At 52.8% G+C, this 18,723-nt stretch carries 17 protein-coding genes; 11 read left to right on the forward strand and 6 right to left on the reverse strand.

The genetic code is table 11. The features are described from left to right. Positions 1 to 51: 51 nt before the first annotated feature. The 7 genes from urtB (at position 52) to LGT44_RS02975 (ending at position 5,545) form a co-directional block, all read left to right on the forward strand. Positions 52 to 978, forward strand: a complete 927-nt coding sequence (urtB, locus tag LGT44_RS02945; RefSeq protein ID WP_145465976.1) for an urea ABC transporter permease subunit UrtB — start codon at positions 52 to 54, stop codon at positions 976 to 978. A gap of 9 nt (positions 979 to 987) precedes the next feature. Further along, positions 988 to 2,175 (forward strand): urea ABC transporter permease subunit UrtC, encoded by a 1,188-nt coding sequence (gene urtC / locus LGT44_RS02950; RefSeq protein WP_230331839.1) that lies wholly within the window; start codon positions 988 to 990, stop codon positions 2,173 to 2,175. Further along, positions 2,159 to 2,923, forward strand: coding sequence for an urea ABC transporter ATP-binding protein UrtD (urtD, locus tag LGT44_RS02955; RefSeq protein WP_145465978.1), 765 nt, complete (start codon positions 2,159 to 2,161; stop codon positions 2,921 to 2,923). Before urtC ends, urtD begins: the two co-directional genes overlap by 17 nt. Before the next feature lie 21 nt (positions 2,924 to 2,944). Further along, positions 2,945 to 3,634, forward strand: a complete 690-nt coding sequence (urtE, locus tag LGT44_RS02960) for an urea ABC transporter ATP-binding subunit UrtE (RefSeq protein WP_145465979.1) — start codon at positions 2,945 to 2,947, stop codon at positions 3,632 to 3,634. 122 nt (positions 3,635 to 3,756) lie between these two features. Beyond that, positions 3,757 to 4,989 (forward strand): formamidase, encoded by a 1,233-nt coding sequence (gene fmdA / locus LGT44_RS02965; RefSeq protein WP_145465980.1) that lies wholly within the window; start codon positions 3,757 to 3,759, stop codon positions 4,987 to 4,989. 14 nt (positions 4,990 to 5,003) lie between these two features. Further along, a complete protein-coding gene (locus LGT44_RS02970; protein ID WP_145465981.1) occupies positions 5,004 to 5,378 on the forward strand; it encodes a zinc ribbon domain-containing protein in 375 nt (124 codons plus the stop codon). Further along, on the forward strand, positions 5,360 to 5,545 hold the full coding sequence (locus LGT44_RS02975) for a hypothetical protein (protein ID WP_230331838.1): 186 nt from the start codon (positions 5,360 to 5,362) through the stop codon (positions 5,543 to 5,545). The genes LGT44_RS02970 and LGT44_RS02975 overlap by 19 nt, the downstream gene beginning before the upstream one ends. On the opposite strand, the gene LGT44_RS02980 is transcribed toward LGT44_RS02975, so the two are convergent. Continuing rightward, on the reverse strand, positions 5,542 to 7,428 hold the full coding sequence (locus tag LGT44_RS02980; protein ID WP_145465983.1) for a DEAD/DEAH box helicase: 1,887 nt from the start codon (positions 7,426 to 7,428) through the stop codon (positions 5,542 to 5,544). The two genes, LGT44_RS02975 and LGT44_RS02980, sit on opposite strands and share 4 nt — an antisense overlap. A gap of 407 nt (positions 7,429 to 7,835) precedes the next feature. On the opposite strand from LGT44_RS02980, the gene LGT44_RS02985 reads away from it, so the two are divergent. Both LGT44_RS02985 and ppnP read left to right on the forward strand, forming a co-directional pair. Further along, the gene (locus LGT44_RS02985) at positions 7,836 to 9,917 is read left to right on the forward strand and encodes an ATP-binding protein (RefSeq protein ID WP_230331837.1); all 2,082 of its coding nucleotides are present in this window, start codon (positions 7,836 to 7,838) and stop codon (positions 9,915 to 9,917) included. 71 nt (positions 9,918 to 9,988) lie between these two features. After that, the gene (gene ppnP / locus LGT44_RS02990; protein WP_145465985.1) at positions 9,989 to 10,270 is read left to right on the forward strand and encodes a pyrimidine/purine nucleoside phosphorylase; all 282 of its coding nucleotides are present in this window, start codon (positions 9,989 to 9,991) and stop codon (positions 10,268 to 10,270) included. A gap of 37 nt (positions 10,271 to 10,307) precedes the next feature. Here ppnP and LGT44_RS02995 read toward each other — a convergent pair whose 3' ends face one another. Both LGT44_RS02995 and LGT44_RS03000 read right to left on the reverse strand, forming a co-directional pair. Next, on the reverse strand, positions 10,308 to 12,971 hold the full coding sequence (locus tag LGT44_RS02995; RefSeq protein WP_145465986.1) for a putative bifunctional diguanylate cyclase/phosphodiesterase: 2,664 nt from the start codon (positions 12,969 to 12,971) through the stop codon (positions 10,308 to 10,310). A 26-nt stretch (positions 12,972 to 12,997) separates the two neighbouring features. After that, positions 12,998 to 13,651 (reverse strand): flagellar brake protein, encoded by a 654-nt coding sequence (locus LGT44_RS03000; protein WP_145465987.1) that lies wholly within the window; start codon positions 13,649 to 13,651, stop codon positions 12,998 to 13,000. A 178-nt stretch (positions 13,652 to 13,829) separates the two neighbouring features. Between LGT44_RS03000 and LGT44_RS03005 the strand changes: the two genes are divergently transcribed. Then, complete coding sequence (locus tag LGT44_RS03005; RefSeq protein ID WP_145465988.1) at positions 13,830 to 14,087, forward strand: DUF3820 family protein; 258 nt, start codon at positions 13,830 to 13,832, stop codon at positions 14,085 to 14,087. 11 nt (positions 14,088 to 14,098) lie between these two features. After that, a complete protein-coding gene (locus tag LGT44_RS03010; RefSeq protein WP_225693346.1) occupies positions 14,099 to 14,803 on the forward strand; it encodes a glutamine amidotransferase-related protein in 705 nt (234 codons plus the stop codon). Between the two features lie 53 nt (positions 14,804 to 14,856). Here the strand turns inward: LGT44_RS03010 and LGT44_RS03015 are convergent, their stop codons facing one another. The 3 genes from LGT44_RS03015 to LGT44_RS03025 all read right to left on the reverse strand — a co-directional run bounded on the left by LGT44_RS03015 (position 14,857) and on the right by LGT44_RS03025 (position 18,716). Beyond that, complete coding sequence (locus LGT44_RS03015; RefSeq protein ID WP_145465990.1) at positions 14,857 to 15,090, reverse strand: GNAT family N-acetyltransferase; 234 nt, start codon at positions 15,088 to 15,090, stop codon at positions 14,857 to 14,859. A 69-nt stretch (positions 15,091 to 15,159) separates the two neighbouring features. Beyond that, positions 15,160 to 15,510: a DUF3301 domain-containing protein gene (locus LGT44_RS03020; protein ID WP_145465991.1), complete on the reverse strand. Its 351-nt coding sequence runs from the start codon at positions 15,508 to 15,510 to the stop codon at positions 15,160 to 15,162. A gap of 158 nt (positions 15,511 to 15,668) precedes the next feature. After that, positions 15,669 to 18,716, reverse strand: coding sequence for an efflux RND transporter permease subunit (locus LGT44_RS03025; RefSeq protein WP_145465993.1), 3,048 nt, complete (start codon positions 18,714 to 18,716; stop codon positions 15,669 to 15,671). Positions 18,717 to 18,723 lie beyond the last annotated feature (7 nt).

Here is an 18,723-nt window from a genome sequence, read left to right on the forward strand (position 1 = left end):
AAGCGGCCTGCGGGCCGCTGCTTACCCGCTTTATTCACCGGAGAATTCATTATGTTTGCTGATTACACCATGACCGAGCTGACCTCGATCTTTGCCATGCAGGGGTTTGCCGGGCTGATTTTATTTTCTGTATTTGTACTGATGGCGCTGGGTCTTGCCATTATTTTCGGCCAGATGGGCGTTATTAATATGGCGCACGGCGAATTTATGATTCTCGGTGCCTACGTTACCTACCTTACCTCAACCCTGTTTGCCGAATATCTGCCATCCATTTATGGCAGTTACTTTTTTATCGCGATGATATTCGCCTTTATTGTCACCGCAGCGCTCGGCGCCCTGGTTGAATGGGCCATTATCCGCCACCTGTATAAGCGTCCGCTGGATACCCTGCTGGCTACCTGGGGTCTGAGCCTGATTTTGCAGCAATTGTATCGCAGCGTATTTGGTGCCCGTGAGGTCGGAGTCACCCTGCCTGACTGGCTGATGGGTTCTTACGCACTGAACGACAGCATTGAAATTCCGATTAACGGTTTATTCGTTATGGGCCTGACCATTGTCATCACCGTTGGTGTTGCCTTAATGATGCAGAAATCCCGCCTCGGCAAACAAACCCGCGCGGTCGTACAGAATCGTCCGATGGCCGCCGCAGTCGGTATTAATACCGAAAAAGTCGATCGCATGACCTTCGCTCTCGGTTGCGGTATTGCCGGTATCGCCGGTTCTGCCTTCACCATGATCGGTTCGACCGGTCCGACCTCCGGCCAGCTTTATATTGTCGATACATTCCTGGTCGTTGTGTTCGGTGGTGCATCCAGCCTGATTGGTACTGTTGCCTCTGCATTTACCATTTCACAGGCGCAGTCGACGATGGAATTTTTCCTCAGCGGCTCGACAGCCAAAGTTCTTACCCTTCTGACCGTGGTTGGCATTCTGATGCTGCGTCCACAGGGTCTGTTCTCTCTGAAAATCCGCCGCTAGGAGTTTGTTATGACAAAAATCAAAGATTTTATCGGGCGTTATCAGCTCAGTCATTTACTGATTCTCGCCGTTATATTGTTAGTCGTTATGCCACTGGCGATGGATATTTTCCGCCTGAATCTGGTAGGTAAATATTTAACCTACGCCTTTGTCGCACTGGGCCTGGTTTTATGCTGGGGTTATGGCGGCATTCTCAGCCTGGGTCAGGGTGTCTTCTTTGGCCTGGGTGGTTATTGCATGGCGATGTTTCTGAAGCTGGAAGCATCTTCACCTGAGCATACGGCTATTCAGTCAACACCGGGAATTCCTGATTTTATGGACTGGAATCAGCTGACTGCTTTGCCATGGTTCTGGGAACCTTTCCACAGCTTTGGTTTTACTTTACTGGCCGTTGTGCTGGTGCCAGCCCTGTTCGCATTTATCATTGGCGTGGCAATGTTTAAGCGCCGGGTCAGCGGTGTGTACTTTGCCATTATTACTCAGGCCATTGCCGCTATTCTGACAATTTTAATTATCGGTCAGCAGGGCTATACCGGCGGCGTTAACGGCATTACCGATTTACGCACACTGAACGGCTGGGATATCCGCACCGACAGCGCCAAATACATTCTGTATTTTATTAATGCGTTCCTGCTGATCGGCTGCCTGATTGCTGCACGCTACATTATCAAAAGCAAACTTGGCCGGTTACTGGTTGCCATGCGTGAACGTGAAGACCGCGTGCGTTTTTCCGGTTACGACGTGTCCAGCTTTAAGATTTTTATCTATTGCGTTGCCGCTGTGTTCTCTGCCATTGGCGGAGCCATGTTTACCCTGCAGGTTGGCTTTATGTCACCTTCGTTTGTCGGCATCGTACCTTCCATTGAAATGGTTATCTTCTGCGCCGTTGGTGGCCGCCTGTCGATTCTGGGTGCGGTTTACGGAACCTTACTGGTGAACTGGGCCAAAACCAGCTTTTCAGAATCTTTCCCCGAGTTATGGCTGTTTGCCATGGGTGCTCTGTTTATCGGCGTAGTAATGGCTTTCCCTAATGGCCTGGCAGGTCTGTATCAGACCTACGTTGAACCACGCCTGCAGCGTTTCAGAAAACCCGCACCGGTTGCCAGCCAGTCTCAGGTCGTCAGTCTTGAAGCCGGCAAAACCGCAACCACAACCAATTCTGCAGACAAGGAGTACAGCCATGCTGGAAACCAATAAATCCATTCCGCAAAAAGAATTTGTGCTGAGCATTGAAGGTCTGACTGTTTCTTTCGACGGTTTTAAAGCAGTAAACGATTTATCGCTGTATGTCGAAGAACAGGAAATCCGCGTCATTATCGGCCCAAACGGGGCCGGTAAAACCACGGTACTGGACTTAATCTGCGGACGTACAAAAGCCACTGAAGGCTCAATTAAATTCAAGGGCACGGAGCTGACCCGTCTGAATGAACACCAGATCGTGCATGCCGGTGTCGGGCGTAAATTCCAGAACCCGTCTATTTATGAAGACCTCACGGTATTCGAAAACCTCGAACTGTCTTTTCCCCGTGGCCGTAATGTCTGGGGGGCACTGACCTTTCGCCGCGACACTGAAGTAGTCGCCAAGGTTAAAGAAATTGCCGACATGATTTTCCTGGGTGACAAGCTCGACATGAACGCCGACCTGCTCAGCCACGGCCAGAAGCAATGGCTGGAAATCGGCATGCTGCTGATTCAGGACCCGGAGCTGTTAATGCTGGATGAACCTGTAGCCGGTATGTCGGTATCGGAACGCAAACAGACCGCCGAATTATTGCAGCGTATTACCAAAGACCGCTCGGTGCTGGTTATTGAACACGACATGCAGTTTGTCGCCGATATCGCCGACCGGGTAACGGTACTGCACCAGGGCCAGGTTCTGTCAGAAGGTTCCATGGAGCGGGTGCAATCCGATCCTAAAGTCATCGAAGTTTACCTCGGTCACTGATCTTAAAAGCGGAGTTATTTTATGTTTCAAGTATCCGATTACAGCGTTGCCTATGGTCAGAGTGATGTTATCCGCAATCTGAACCTGAGTATTAAACCCAAAGAAATTGTTGCCATTCTTGGCCGTAACGGCATGGGTAAAACCACGCTGATGAAATCATTAATCGGCATGATTCCCAGTAAAGAAGGCAGCCTGACACTGGCGGGCAAAGAATTATCCGGCCTGAAAAGTCACGAGCGCGTTGGTGCCGGTATTGGTTTTGTACCGCAGGGGCGGATGATTTTCTCCACCATGACGGTATCTGAAAATATCGAAACCGGATTGACCAGCACAGGTGAACGCAAGATTCCTTCCGACCTGTACAGCTTATTTCCTGTTCTGGACGAAATGAAAAACCGTCGTGGCGGTAATTTATCCGGCGGCCAACAGCAGCAGCTTGCCATTGCCCGCGCTCTGGCAAGCAATCCCAGCGTGTTACTGCTCGACGAACCGACTGAAGGTATCCAGCCATCCATTATTAAAGAAATGGCCCGCACGCTGAAACAGATCCGCACTCAGCGCAATTTATCCATTCTGGTATCCGAGCAGGTGCTGAGCTTCGCTCTTGATATTGCCGACCGCATTCTGGTGATTGAAAAAGGCGCCATTGTGCTCGACGTTCCGGTCGCCGAGGCCGACCAGGCAACCATCAGCCGTTACTTATCCGTTTAAAAGAATATGCATGACGCCTGTTCAGCACATCGCCGACAGGCATAAAAACTTTAACCGGCGTTTTCCAATTTGCGGTAATACGCTGAACCAAGAGGCTGTTAAGGCCACTCAAGGAGCAAACCATGACTGATACCATCATCAAGATTGATCTGAATAAATCCGCTTATGAGCACGACAATGTGCACAACCGCTGGCACCCGGATATTCCGATGGTTGCTACGGTAAAACCGGGCGATGATTTTATTGTTGAGTGTTTCGACTGGACCGGCGGACAAATTGAAAATAACGATGACGCCTCCGATGTCCGTGACGTTGACCTGACCAAGGTGCATTTTCTTTCGGGTCCGATTGCCGTAGAAGGCGCCGAACCCGGCGATCTGCTGGAAGTCGACATTCTCGATATCGGCGCCTTTGCTGAACAGCAATGGGGCTTTAACGGCTTTTTCTCCAAACAGAACGGTGGCGGTTTTCTGGATAATCATTTTCCGGAAGCGCAGAAATCTATCTGGGATTTTAACGGTATTTATACCAAATCCCGTCATGTTCCCGGTGTCGAGTTTGCCGGTATTCTGCATCCAGGCCTGATCGGTTGCCTGCCATCCCGTGACATGCTGGATATGTGGAACACACGGGAAAAAGAACTGTTTGATACCGACCCGGAAAGAACACCGCAACTCGCCTGCCTGCCGTATGCAGAAACCGCACATATGGGCCGAATGAAAGGCGACGAGCGTAATTCCGCTGCGGCAGAAGGTGCCCGTACCGTACCTCCGCGTGAACACGGTGGTAACTGCGACATTAAAGATTTAACCCGCGGAGCCAAAGTGTACTTCCCGGTGTATGTTGACGGTGCCGGTTTATCCGTTGGCGATCTGCACTTCAGCCAGGGTGATGGTGAAATCACTTTCTGTGGTGCCATCGAAATGGCCGGCTGGATTCATATGCGGGTTAATCTGATTAAAGACGGTATGGCCAAATATCAGATTAAGAATCCGATTTTCAAACCGAGCCCGATGGTACCGAAATACGATGACTACCTGATCTTTGAAGGTATTTCGGTGGATGAAAATGGCAAACAGCATTATCTGGATACCAGTATTGCTTACCGTCAGGCCTGTCTGAATGCGATTAAATACCTCACCCAGTTTGGCTACAGCGAAGCACAGGGTTACGCGATTATTGGCTGTGCGCCGATTCAGGGCCATATCAGTGGCGTGGTGGATATTCCGAACTCCTGCGCCACCCTGTGGTTGCCGACGGATATTTTTGAATTTGATATCCAGCCGAATGCCAACGGGCCGGTTAAACATCTGGATGGTTCAGTTGATATTCCGAAAGCTCCGGATCTTAAATAAGGAGGAAGCCGCATATGCCACTGTATGACTACAAATGTCCGCAGCATGGTGTGTTTCAGGAACTGGCGAGCATGGAAAAGCATGATCAGCCAGCCGCCTGTCCACACTGCCAGACGCTGTCGGCGCGCATTATCATGCTGCCGCCACAGCTGGCCAGAATGCTGAAAGAAACCAAAGAAGCCATGGAGCGTAACGAAAAAGCGCAGCATGCACCGGAGGTTATGACCAGCAGCCAGTATCACGAACGTGAACAGGAAAAGCTGGCGCGCCATCAGCATAAACATCGTAATGGTTGCGGCTGCGAGCCTAAACGCCGCAGTAATCTGATGTATACCGCTGACGGCAATAAGATGTTCCCCGGCATGCGGCCATGGATGATCAGCCACTGATCATCCGCACAATTTCGTCTGTCCTTTTCCCCGGGTTTGCCGGGGCTTTTTATTTCTACAGAAAAAATATTGCCGTGAGGAAAAATACTGACGCAGGAAATATTGGCAGAAATAAAAAAACCGGCCAGTGGCCGGTTTTTTTATTAACGTTGCGCAGTCTTAATTAAGCTTCGCGACGCTTACGTGGAGCACGGGTACCCGGTGCCGGAGCGCCGTTATCGCGTGGCTTGCCACGGTGTGGTTTCTTGGCGAAACCGTCTTTCTGGCCTTCGGTACGACGCGGAGCACGACGTGGAGCACCAGCACCACCCTGCGGTACTTCAGACTCTTTATAGACTTTAATTTCCAGCGGACGACCACAAACGCGTGCTTTACGCAGTTTGCCCATGGTCGGGGCCGGCATACCTTCCGGTAAATCGATTACAGCGAAATTATCAAAAATTTCGATATGACCGATGTAATCACTGTCGAGGTCCGCTTCGTTAGCAACCGCGCCAACCAGGTTACCCGGCTTCAGGCCGTCGTCATAACCAATGCCAACCATATAACGGGTCATTTCCACTTCCGGGTGACCTTTTAATGGCTTCGGACGCTCTTCCGGCAGTGCCTTGCTGCGCGGGCCACGCTCGCGTGAATCACCACGGGAATCACGGTCACGGGACGGACGCTCACTGCGGCTTTCGTTACGCAGCTCACGCTCACGGGCGTCGGCCATACGGGCATCAGTCTGTTCATTAATAAACAGTGATTTTTCACCCTGCAGCAGAGCGGCCAGTGCGGCAGCAACGTCCAGTGCATCGACCGGGTTCTGACTGAGAATGGTCTCAATCATTTCGCGGTACTGGTTGTTACGCTCAGGATGAATGGCGTCCAGAATCTGTGCCTGGAAGCGTTCACGGCGTTTTTCGTTAACCATTTTAGCGGTCGGCAGTGGCATTTCTTCAATGCTCTGACGGGTCGCTTTTTCGATATCGCGCAGCATGCGTTTTTCGCGGCCACGAACAAACACAATGGCTTCACCATTACGGCCCGCACGGCCGGTACGGCCAATACGGTGAACGTAGGATTCGGTATCCTGCGGAATATCGTAGTTGATTACGTGGCTGATACGTTCAACGTCCAGACCACGGGCCGCAACGTCGGTCGCAACAATAATATCGAGCTGACCGGCTTTCAGTTTTTCTACCGCTTTTTCACGCAGCGCCTGTGGAATGTCACCGTTTAATGGTGAACATTTAAAGCCGTTAGCCTGCATAAAATCAGCGACTTCTTCAGTTGCCTGTTTGGTGCGGACAAACACCATCATGGCGTCAAATTCTTCAGTTTCGGCAATACGCAGCAGTGCATCATTTTTATGAGCACCGGCAACAAACCAGTAACGCTGACGAATTTTATCGTTGGTGGTGGTTTTGGTCTGAATTTTTACTTCAACCGGATCTTTCAGGTGAGTTTCAGCAACGCGCTGAATTTCACGCGGCATAGTCGCGGAGAACAGAGCCACCTGACGGGTACGCGGCGTGTGTTCCAGAATCCAGTTCACGTCGTCGATAAAGCCCATGCGCAGCATTTCGTCGGCTTCGTCCAGAACCACGGCTTTAATATCGGCCAGGTTCAGGGTGCCGCGACGCAGGTGATCCATTACACGACCCGGAGTACCCACAACCCACTGCGGACCACGCTTCAGTTCACGCAGCTGGCTGCCGTAATCGGAACCACCATAAATAGCAGTAACACCAATACCCGGAATGTATTTGCTGTAGGTTTTGATGGCTTCAGCCACCTGTTGTGCCAGCTCACGGGTAGGCGCCAGACACAGAACCTGTGGCGAATTAAAATCAGCCTGGGTGCGGCTCAGCAGTGGCAGTGCGAAGGCAGCGGTTTTACCGGTACCGGTCTGAGCCATGCCCAGAACGTCTTTGCCTTCCAGCAGTGGGGGAATACTTTCGGCCTGAATCGGAGACGGAGCTTCGTAGCCCAGCTCTTCCAGAGTACGAAGAATAGAAAAAGGTAAACCCAGGCTCGCAAAGCCTGTAGGAGTAGAATCGGTCATATTGTACCTGTGTAGTAGAGGAAGGGCTTGGCCGTTCTGGTTCGCACTCTACTGCTCACACGGCTAGGCCCGACTCGTCGGTTTTCTTAAGGGGGGCGTACTATATAGGAAACCCTGCCCGCTCGCCTTAATTATTTTGTCCCGGTGTAACAATTGTCTGGTTGTAAAGGGAGCAATTGTTCCTCTTCTGCAGCAGCCGGACACAGGTTCAGATGTGGCCACACGTGCCAGTTATCTGCATGCGGCTGAATTTAAAGCCCTTTCAGTGCTGACGGGCGGGCATCTTATTGTGAATAGTGTCAGAATTGACGCTACGCAAGCCGCACAGTTACTGCTAGTCTGGCTTTAGCGCTGATTCAACAGGCTCAGGTGTCAGCAGGCCCAAGATTGGTATCAAGATGTAAAACATGAATATCAAAAACCGTATTCTTCTGTGTGTCATCATTCTGCAGATTGCAGGCTTTACTGCCCTGCTGCTGCATTACAACAGCCGCGCCAGCAACTCCGTTCTGGAGTTCAACCGTCAGCAGATAATGTCAGCCGTTGTGGCCAGTGTTCACCATCTGGATGCAACCGCCGCACAAATGGAGCGCACCGCTCTCGGGCTGGCACGCAGCGGCGAGCATCACCAGCAGCAGCATCACCGTACACATCCGGCAGAGGTCCGCGCTGTCCTGCAAAAATTACTGGTGCGCACCTTTCAGTCATTCGATCAGGCACTGGGTGGCGGCATCTGGTTTGAGCCTTACACCATTGATCCGGATGCCCGCTACTTTGGCCCTTACGCCTACCATAACGGCCAGGATGTTATGGCCACCTGGGATCTGAGCAGCGAGCGTTACGATTACCTTAACCAACCCTGGTACAGACTGGCGATTCCTGCCGACTGGCCGCGCGATCAGCCACGTAATGCCGATCTTTTCTGGAGCCCGCCTTACGTAGATAACGCCGGCACCGAAGCTCTGATCATGACCGTGGATGCGCTGATGTACGACAACCAGCAACAGCTGATCGGCATTGCCACCGTCGACTGGGCTATGGATGAACTGCGTCAGCAGGTACGTGAACTCAAACTGACGCCGGGCACGCGCCCTTTTCTGCTGCATCAGAGCAGCGGCCGCTATCTGGTTGGCCCGGAGCAAAACAGCGAATTAAACACCATCGTTAACAACAGCAACCTGCTGAACCTGAAGACCAGTAACGCCAGTGAGCTGCAGGAAAAAGACGGCGAATATCTGTTTGCCGCCCGCAGTCAGACCGGTCTGGTGCTGGGCGTGCGCATCCCCCATGCCGACCTGGCGCTGGCCGTACAACAACGGCTGGCTGACGGTATGACCATCAACATCGGCATCGCCGTGCTGTTTATTTCTATTATGGCGCTTGTACTGGAAGTGCTGTTCCGTCCGTTCGAACAGATTCTGAACCGCCTGCAAAGCACCGTGGCCTACAACCGGGAAGCCAGTCAGCCGTCGTTCCGTCCGCTGCAATACGATGCCGACAACGAATTCACACCAATCGTTAACGCCTTTAACACCCTGGTCGGCCAGGTTGATCAGTTCACCCGCCGTCTGTCAGACAGCAACAATCAGCTGCAGGCAGAGCAACAGCGGGTTGAAGAGCTGAACACCACCCTCGAATCCAAAGTAGAAGAACGCACGCGCGAACTGGAACAGAAAAATGCCGAGGCCAATGAATCGCTGCGTAAACTGAAGCTGACACAGCAACAGCTGGTGAATCTGGAAAAACACGCGGCGCTGGGCGAAGTTGTCGCCGGTCTGGCGCATGAAATCAACACCCCGCTGGGTATCAGTGTTACTGCGGTCAGCGCACTGGAAGACCAGCTGAAAGAAATTGCCCAGCAGTTCCGCAACGGACAACTGAATAAAGCAACCTTTGATGATTTTATTCAGTTCTCGGAAGAAGGCGTGCAGATTACCGCCGATAACCTGCGTCGCGCCGCCGATCTGGTGGCACGCTTCAAACAGGTGGCCGTCGACCAGTCGAGCGAACAGCGGCGGGATTTTGAGCTGGGCGATTATCTGCAGAGCATCATTGTTTCTCTGCGGCCGAATTATAAATACCGCCCGATTGATGTCAGTGTTGAATGCCCACAGCGAATTTTTATCAGCGGTTATCCCGGTGCTGTGGCGCAGATATTCACCAATCTGATGATGAACTCACTGACCCACGCGTTTGATGACAACAGCTCAGAGCGTGGCCAGATTCATATAGAAGCACAGCAGCGCGATCAGCAGGTAGAAATCACCTTCAGTGATAATGGCCGCGGTATGGATGAAGACACCCTGAAGCAATTGTTTGATCCGTTCTTTACCACCAAGCGCAATCAGGGCGGCAGCGGTATAGGTGCCTATATTATTCAGGATCTGGTCAGCCACCAGCTGCATGGCTCGCTCGAAGTCAGCAGTGCTCCCGGACAGGGTACACGCTTTGTTATCCGCTTCCCGCTGAGCCGGCAGAGCGCCGACTGAGCAGAGCGCTGATTGCCGCCCGGCAGCGGATGCGTATAATCGCCACTCCAATTCACGAGGAGTGCTTAACTGTGCTGAAAGTAAACGAATATTTTGATGGCAAGGTAAAGTCTATTGCCCTGCAAACCGCGACTCTGCCAGCGACTGTTGGCGCAATGGAAGCCGGTGAATACGAATTCGGCACCAGCCAGAAAGAAGTGATGACTGTCGTTTCCGGCAGCATGGACGTACTGCTGCCAGGCGCCAGCGAATGGCAGACCTTCGCTCAGGGCGAATCTTTCGAAGTGCCGGCCAACGTTAAATTCCAGGTAAAAATGGCGACTCAGACCGCCTATTTCTGTACCTACGAATAAGCGCCTGGCACGCAAGCGGCCAGCCCTGCTGGCCGCTTCAGTGCTGTAACAACAGTGCCAGTTCAGCCAGCGGCAATGGCCGGCTGAAATAAAACCCCTGATAGGTTTCACAACCGTTACTGCGTAAAAACTCCAGCTGCGGTGCCGTTTCCACCCCTTCTGCCAGAATCTGCAAACCCAGCCCGCGCGCCATATTAATAATGGTGCTGGTGATCACCCGCCCTTCTTCTTCACGCTCAACACTGTTAATAAAACTGCGGTCAATTTTCAGTTTATCGACCCGATAACGGTGCAGATACGCCAGCGACGAATAGCCGGTGCCGAAGTCATCCACCGCCAGCATCACCCCCAGCGCTTTCAGCCCGGCAATGGTCGACAGCACCTGCGCGGTCGGTTCCAGCAAAGCCCCTTCGGTGATTTCCAGCTCCAGCCAGCTGGGATCAAGCTGATAGATATCCAGCAAGGCTTTAAGGCGCTCCACCAGTCCACCGGCAACAAAGGTCGGCTGAGTAATGTTGACCGCCAGAATCAGCGGAGCAATCCCCTGCTGCTGCCAGAGAGCAAGCTGCCGGCAGGCTTTATTCAGCACCCAGCTGTCCAGTTCCGGCATCAGGCCGTTGTCTTCCGCCACCGGCAGAAAACGTCCCGGCTGAATCATGCCTTCCTGTTCGTGCTGCCAGCGGATTAAGGCTTCAACACCGGTCACCCGGCCGCTGCGGATACAGACCTGTGGCTGATAATGCAGCTGCAGCTCGTCATCGCGCTGTAACGCATGACGCAGTTCATTACCCAGCTCCAGCCGGTCAGTCGCCGCCTGAGTCAGGTCATTGGTATAAAACTGATAATGGTTACGGCCTTTGCTCTTGGCCTGGTACATCGCCACATCGGCATTACTGATCAGCTGGGTAACATCACGGCCATGATCGGGAAACAGCGTGATACCCAGGCTGGCGCCGATAAACAGTTCGCGGCCGATACCGACGTCAAAAGCACTGGCGAATAACTGCTGAATAATCTCAGCCACGCGTCTGACCTGATCCTCGCTGACGATATTTTCCAGCACCACCACAAACTCATCACCGCCCTGCCGTACCACGGTATCAGAGTCACGCAGGCGTTCACGCAAGCGCCGGGCACACTCCTGCAGCAGACGGTCGCCGGCCGGATGGCCAAGGCTGTCATTGATGTGTTTGAAATGATCCAGATCGATGGTGATCACCGCGACTTTACGCCGTTTCTGAGTTGCCAGGTCAATGGCAGTCTGCAGCTTAACCAGCAGCGAGCTGCGGTTGGGCAGGCCGGTGAGTGAATCGTAATGGGCCAGATAATCCAGTTGCTGCTCGGATTCTTTCTGACGTGAAATATCGGCAAACACCGCCACATAATGGCTGATTGCCTGACGCTCATCACGGACACTGGTTACCGTTAAAAACTGCGGAAACACCTCGCCGTTCTTACGCCGGTTCCACACCTCGTCACGCCAGAATCCCTTTTCCTGCACTTCACGGCGGATATCCTGCAGAACGTTACGCTGTCGCCGCTCGGGGTTGAGCATATCCACAGACCGGCCACGAACTTCCTCTTCACTGTAACCGGTAATGGTGCTGAAGGCCGGATTGACCGCTTCAATCAGACCATCCGGATTGGTAATCACCACCCCTTCCATGGTGGATTCAAATACCCGCGCCGACTGCTGCAGCCGCTGCTCACGGGCATGAGCCTCGGTAATATCCTGCACGGTACCGACCCGTGCCACAGCAATGCCGTTTTCGTTTACCAGAATTTCGCCGATGCCGTGAATCACTTTGACCAGCCCTGACGGCGTGCAGATGCGATAAGTCATATCAGAGGGTTGCAGCGTTTTCAGGCTGTGCTGCAACGTGCTGATAACCCGGTCCTTATCTTCCGGATGCAGGTAGGCAATGTAATGTTCAAGGCTGACCTGAGTGATCTGTGGGCTGAGCTCAAAAATTTCGCCCGCCTGAGGGGTAAAGGTGATGCAGTTGTTGAGTACGTCATCGTACCAGCTGCCGATTCTGGCCAGACGTTCAGTCTGCAGCAATGAACGCTCACGCTGCTCAAGATGGTTCATAACCGCCAGACGGTCGACCACCAGAAAGCAAAGCTGGGTAAAGGTTGAAAGCAGCGAGCGCTCACCTTCACCCGGTACCGGCGTGGCAGCATTAAAGCCCAGCAACATACAGCCAGCGGCATTATGACCGCCGGTAACCGGCAACAGCAGCACCTGATCACAAGCCATCGCCTGCAGCACCAGGCGTTCATCCTCACCCGGCGCTTGCGCTGCTGACAGCAACCGTGGCTGCTGGCCATTAACCAGCCCACACCATTGCTCCCGCTGCGCGACAAGCCCGTGTAATTTTCCTGTACTGGCTTCATCCTGACTGGCCAGAATGCACAGCGGCTGCGTATGAACACCTTGCGGGCATAACAACAGAGCAATCTGAGAAGCCTGTAAATGGGCAGCAATCCGCTGTAAAGAGGATTGCAGATCGGCGCTTAAGGTAGCGGAGCGACTGTGTAAAAAACGCTGCGCACTGCTTTCCAGCAACGACTCCAGCCGCGCACTGACAACCAGGGCCGGTTTCTGCAACCCGTTATCAGGCGCTTTGCCGCTGATCAGATCTTTCCAGATCTGACTCCAGTGGTCCTGCCGGTCGGCAGAAAATGACATACCAGTCATGCAACTACTCCAGAACTGGAAAACGGCTACTGCCGGTGGATATTGGAAAGCACGTAAGCGTGCAATGTGATGCGATCAGAATCACTCATAGCCTGAAACTGCAGCCCAACGCCGACGCCGCCGGTTTCTTTCGTAATCGCGCGGACAATAGCGTCGAGCTTAATAATGCGTTCAATACCACTGACCGCCACCTGCGCCGTGAGCTGAACATTTTCACCAACCTCGACCGGCAGCATCTTTGCTTCCAGACGCGCACCACCCAGGCTCAGGTCTTTAATCATGGCTGAACATTTCTGCGCGAAGTTATCGCCGTAATGTACCGACGTAATCAGCGCGACCTTGGCCCGGACCGAGCTGCGTACTTCACCCAGCACCAGAGAAGATGGCATTGCCAGATGCAGGTGCGGATAAGGTGCACGGGAAATATGCGTAATTTCGGTACGGAAGGCACAGGCACAATTCATTTGCGTGGCAAATAAACGCACAGCCAGTGGTGCTCCGAGCTTAAGCACCATGGGTGAGCCATTAACAAGTGGTGTGGTAACAACAATGCTTTGTCCGGCGCGATAGCCAATAAGAACGGACCTGTCACGTTCCGTGGTATAGCCCTCAAAATCCAGCTGCAACGGCTGGCCCGGCGTCAGCCGCAGATCCTCAAATCGTGTATTTTTTTCTTCCATGCCCGGTACATCTGGCCAAAGTGGTTATTGATACTTTAGTGTAGACCAGAAAAATGCCTGACAAAGTGTCCAAGCGTTTTGCAGCACTTGCAGGCTGCGCGACCACCGCTCATCATGTCGATGGTCACACCACAAACTGATGGGAATGGCCCCTTTTAACAGCATTCTGAGGTAGCCTGTGTTTGATAAATCCGACCTGCTCCGCCTGGTCACCATGACCATGCCCTTTGGCAAATATCAGGGGCGGGTGCTGATCGATATTCCCGAAGAATACCTGTTGTGGCTGAATAACAAGGGCATGCCGGCCGGCCAGCTGGGCATGCTGCTGGCATTAGCACTGGAAATTAAAATCAACGGTCTGGAAGATATTCTCAAACCGTTACGCGGCCAGTCAGCGACTGTACTGGTCAACCCTGCTTCCGACACTCTGCACTGACGACACACGCTATGAAAACGCTGGGCCTGCTGGAAACCGATACCCTCTACCCCGATTTGCTGGACGAATACCGTTCGTACGGCAATATGTTCACGCAATTTTTTTCCCGTCTGGGCATCCCCCTCGAATACCGCTTTTATCAGGTACAACAAGGGGAATTACCGCAGGATATTAAAGAATGCGACGCTTACCTGATTACCGGCTCCAAAGCCGGTGTCTATGACGACCTGCCGTGGATTGCACCGCTGCAGGACTGGATCAGGCAGGCCTACGCCCAGCACAGTAAAATGATTGGTATCTGCTTTGGTCACCAGCTGCTGGCGCACACCCTCGGCGGTTATGCTGCGCGCAGCGATAAAGGCTGGGGCATCGGCGTGCACACCACCCGTATTGAACACCGCCCGAGCTGGCTCAACGATGACCTGTCGCATTTACGTCTGATATACAGCCACCGTGATCAGGTACTGACCCTGCCGCCTGAAGCACGGCGTCTGGCCAGCAGTGAATTCTGCGAAAATGCGGCGTTTTATATTGACCAGCGGGTGCTGACCTTTCAGGGGCACCCTGAATTTACCGTGGATTACACCCAGAAATTACTGCCACGGCGGGAAAACTGCATCGGCCCGGATCTGTTCCGCGAAGGGATGAATACCCTCGCCCAACCTACCGATGCCGATAGCGTTGGACGCTGGCTGGCAGAATTTATCCGCCTATAAATTTATTCGCCGTTAAAAAAAGCCTGAAAAATATCTGCTGGCCAGAACAGCCATCAGAGAAACTTACGCACATACCAGCAGCTGGCCTGAATGTCATACCCCTGCCCCTTTGCCCAGGCCAGCCCTTCTTTTACCAGCTCTTCAGCCAGACCTTTACCGCGCAGACGGAAAGGCACATAGGTGTGGGTAAAATCAATCTGTTTGCCTTCAACCACATAGTCCAGCACACATTCGTGGCCGTCCTGTTCAATAATAAAACGCTGCTGTTCTGCCTGATGAATAACCATACAACCTCCGCCTATCAATAACCCGGCTTTAAATCTCCTGATCCTGAAATACCTGTCAGTACATTCGGATCAGTGAATACGATGCGCCTGTAACTCCAGCTTTGCCACCCGCCGGCCAATCAGCGTCAGCAGGCCCTGATAACGTTCATCACCGGTAGAAGAAAATTCGAAACGGTAAGTCCTTACCAACCGCCAGCCGCCGGGCTGACTGCGGCCCTCGCCTTTTACCAGCTGCAAAGACGGAATGCGGCGGATGCGTATCCGCTCCAGCACCAGGGTATCGTCCAGCAGCTGTACATCTTCCTGCTGACAATGACGACGCACCGACTGCAGCGCCAGAAGCCGCGCCTGCTGTTGCCGGTTCCAGAAAAGATACGCCAGCGCTACGCAGGCAAAAAAGAAAATCCAGCCAAGCATCATAATGTCCGCCTTTAATTCCGCCCTTGCGGACATAAATTACCGATGGGCAGAATATGGAGGCAAAGCGGGCAAATTAAAAGCCCGGATCAGCACCATAAAAAAGGCGGAAACCCACAAAAGGTTTCCGCCTTATTGGCCGCACGCATCAGCGCGACAGCTTACGCTTCTGGCTCCTCAGGCATTTTGCCCAGAAAACGGTACAGCACCGGCACCACAATCAGGGTCAGCAGGGTCGAAACCAGCAGGCCGCCGATAATGGCCCAACCCATTGGCGACCACATGCTGGAGCCGGATAAGGTCAGCGGCAATAAACCACCAATAGTGGTCAGCGTGGTTAACACAATAGGTACAAAACGGGTTTGCGCCGCAGCGGCAATGGCTGCCAGTTGTTCCATACCTTCGCGCCGCATCTGGTTGGCATAATCCACCAGAATAATGGAGTTATTCACCACGATACCCACCAGCGAGGTCAGGCCGATAAAGGCGGTAAAACTGAAGGTATAGCCGGTAATAAACAACGCCAGCAAAGCGCCGATTAAGGCAAAAGGAATGGCGGCAAAAACAATTAATGGCTGCACAAAAGAACGGAACTGCAGCACCAGCACGGCAAAAATCCCGAATACCGCCAGAATCAGAGCCTGGGCCATACCGCCGAAAGCTTCTTTGCGGTTGGCCTGCTCACCGCCAATAGTAAAGTGCACACCTTCCGGCCAGGCATATTGCTGCAACTGTTCAACCACGGCGTTGGTCACGGCTTCGGTGGTAAAACCCGGTAACACATCCGAGGTTACCCGTGCCATACGCTCGGTATCAAAATGCTGGAAGCGGGCAATGCTGGTTTCCAGTTCCAGACTGGCAACCTGCAAAAGCGGCACTAGTTTTCCCTGCGCGGTGGTGATCTGAATATCGTCAAAGGTCGCCAGCTCCGGACGCGGATATTCCGATAAACGCAGCACTAAATTGTATTCTTCACCGTCATCATCGCGGTAAACACCCATAGGTAAACCCACCAGTGCGGTACGGATGGTACGGTCAATGGTGCTGAGCGGAATACCCAGCATGGCGGCTTTATCACGGTTAATCTGCACATGCAGATCCACCTTATATTTGCCGACCGGATTATCCACACCAACGACGCCCGGGGTCTGTTCCATAATACTGGCGACATCCAGCGACACCCGCTGAATCTGCTTCAGTTCTTCACCCATAATGCGGATTTCAACCGGCGCCTCGACGGGAGGCCCCTGCATAAATTCCTTAACCGTAATCTGTGCACCGGCAATCCGGCCCAGCTCATCACGCAGGGATGAAACCAAAGGTTCGACCTGTGCCAGTTCATGCGCACTTAAGGTGACAAATAATTGCGCAAAATTCACCGTCTGCCGCGATGGCATAATGTTGTAATAAATCCGCGGATTACCGCGGCCAACGTTCTGCGCAATATCCACCACTAAAGGCTGTTTACGCACCAGCGCTTCAACCCGTTGTGCCATGGCTTCGGTTTGCTCAAAGCCACTGCCTTCCGGCATATCAATATTCACCAGAATCATTGGTTTTTCGGCTTTCGGAAACAGGCTGACACCGATTAACGGAAACAGCGACAACGAACCGATTAATAACGCCAGCGAAATACCCAGCACCCGCTTAGGTTTGGCCAGCGCTCGGTTCAGCCAGCGCAGATAAAAACCATCGGCGATTGCTTCCAGTTTTTTCTGGCTGCGGGTAGTGGTTTTTGCGGCTTTACCTAATTTACTCGCCAGTAACGGCGTTAAAGTCAGAGCAATTAATAACGATGCAAACAGGGTTAATACTACAGTTACCGGCATAGCGCGCATAAAAGTGCCGGAGCCGTTCTGCATTAATAACATGGGTAAAAAAGACAGTACGGTGGTCAGCGTACCTGAAGCCACCGCCCAGGCGACCTGTGAACTGCCTTTAACCGCGGCTTCGGTCGGACTGTCGCCGTCACGTAAATGACGGGCAACGTTTTCCACCACCACAATGGCATTATCCACCAGTAAGCCCAGCGCAATCACCAACCCGACAATGGACATCTGCTGCAGACCAAAGCCGGCTAAATCGACCCAGCCGATGGCAATAAAAATCGATAATGGAATCGCCGCGACCACCACCAGCGCCGGACGCAGGCCCAGCACGATCAGTGACAATACAGCGACCAGAATCAGGCCCTGATTTAAATTATCAAAAAAACCGTCAATCTGACGCTCAACACTGAGCGACTGATCCATGACGGTTTTTAACGCGATATGCTGCGGCAGACGCTTATCAGTGTAGGTATCCAGCACCTTCTGAATGCCCTCGCGTACCTGAAAAATCTGGCTGCCTTTACGCTGCACCACAGAAATAAATACCGCTTTTTCGCCATTTAAACGCGCACGGTAACTGGGCAGACTTTCGGTTAACGAAATCTGCGCAATATCACGCAGATAAATCAGACGCTGGCCCTGACCGCGCACGGCGGTATCGCCGATAGCATCCAGCGATTCATAGTCGCCACTGGTGCGTACGGTAAAGCGCCGCTCACCGGCATTGGCGTGACCACCGGGTAAATTCTGCGCGGCACTGGCAACCGCCGCCTGAATTTCATTCAGGCTGATGCCCAGACCATTTACCTTGCGCTGATCGACCTGAATCTGCACTTCCAGTGTTGGCAGTGCGGCAATATCCACCCGCTTAACACCGCTGACCCGCTCCAGTTTTTGCTCCAGGGTTTCGGCGTGCTTTTTTAATTCCGGATAATCCGCCTGCTCTGATACCAGTGCCAATTGCAGAATACTGACATCGGCCGGGGATATTTTGTCGATATCCAGATCGACAATACTGGCCGGCAGCTGATCGCGTACCTGCGATACCGCGCCAACCACGTCATCGTATTTATCATCAGGATCGGTGCCGTATAAAAACTCCACACGGATCACCACCAGACCATCTTCCACGCTGGTTTTAATTTCGCGCAGGTCATCCAGTTCATTCAGCGCAGCTTCCAGCGGATCAACCACCAGCTTTTCCATATCCAGCGGCGTTGTTCCCGGATTCACCACTTTGATTACGGCGGCAGAAAAATCGAATTGCGGGTCTTCTGAGCGCGGCATGGTAAAAAATGACACCACGCCAAGCAGCACCAGCAATAAAAACATCACCCAGGTGAACTGGTGATTGCGGATCGCGAGTTGAGGTAATTGCATAACCCGC

The organism is Thalassolituus alkanivorans (genome assembly GCF_020447205.1).
Classification (GTDB): Bacteria; Pseudomonadota; Gammaproteobacteria; order Pseudomonadales; family Oceanobacteraceae; genus Venatoribacter; species Venatoribacter alkanivorans.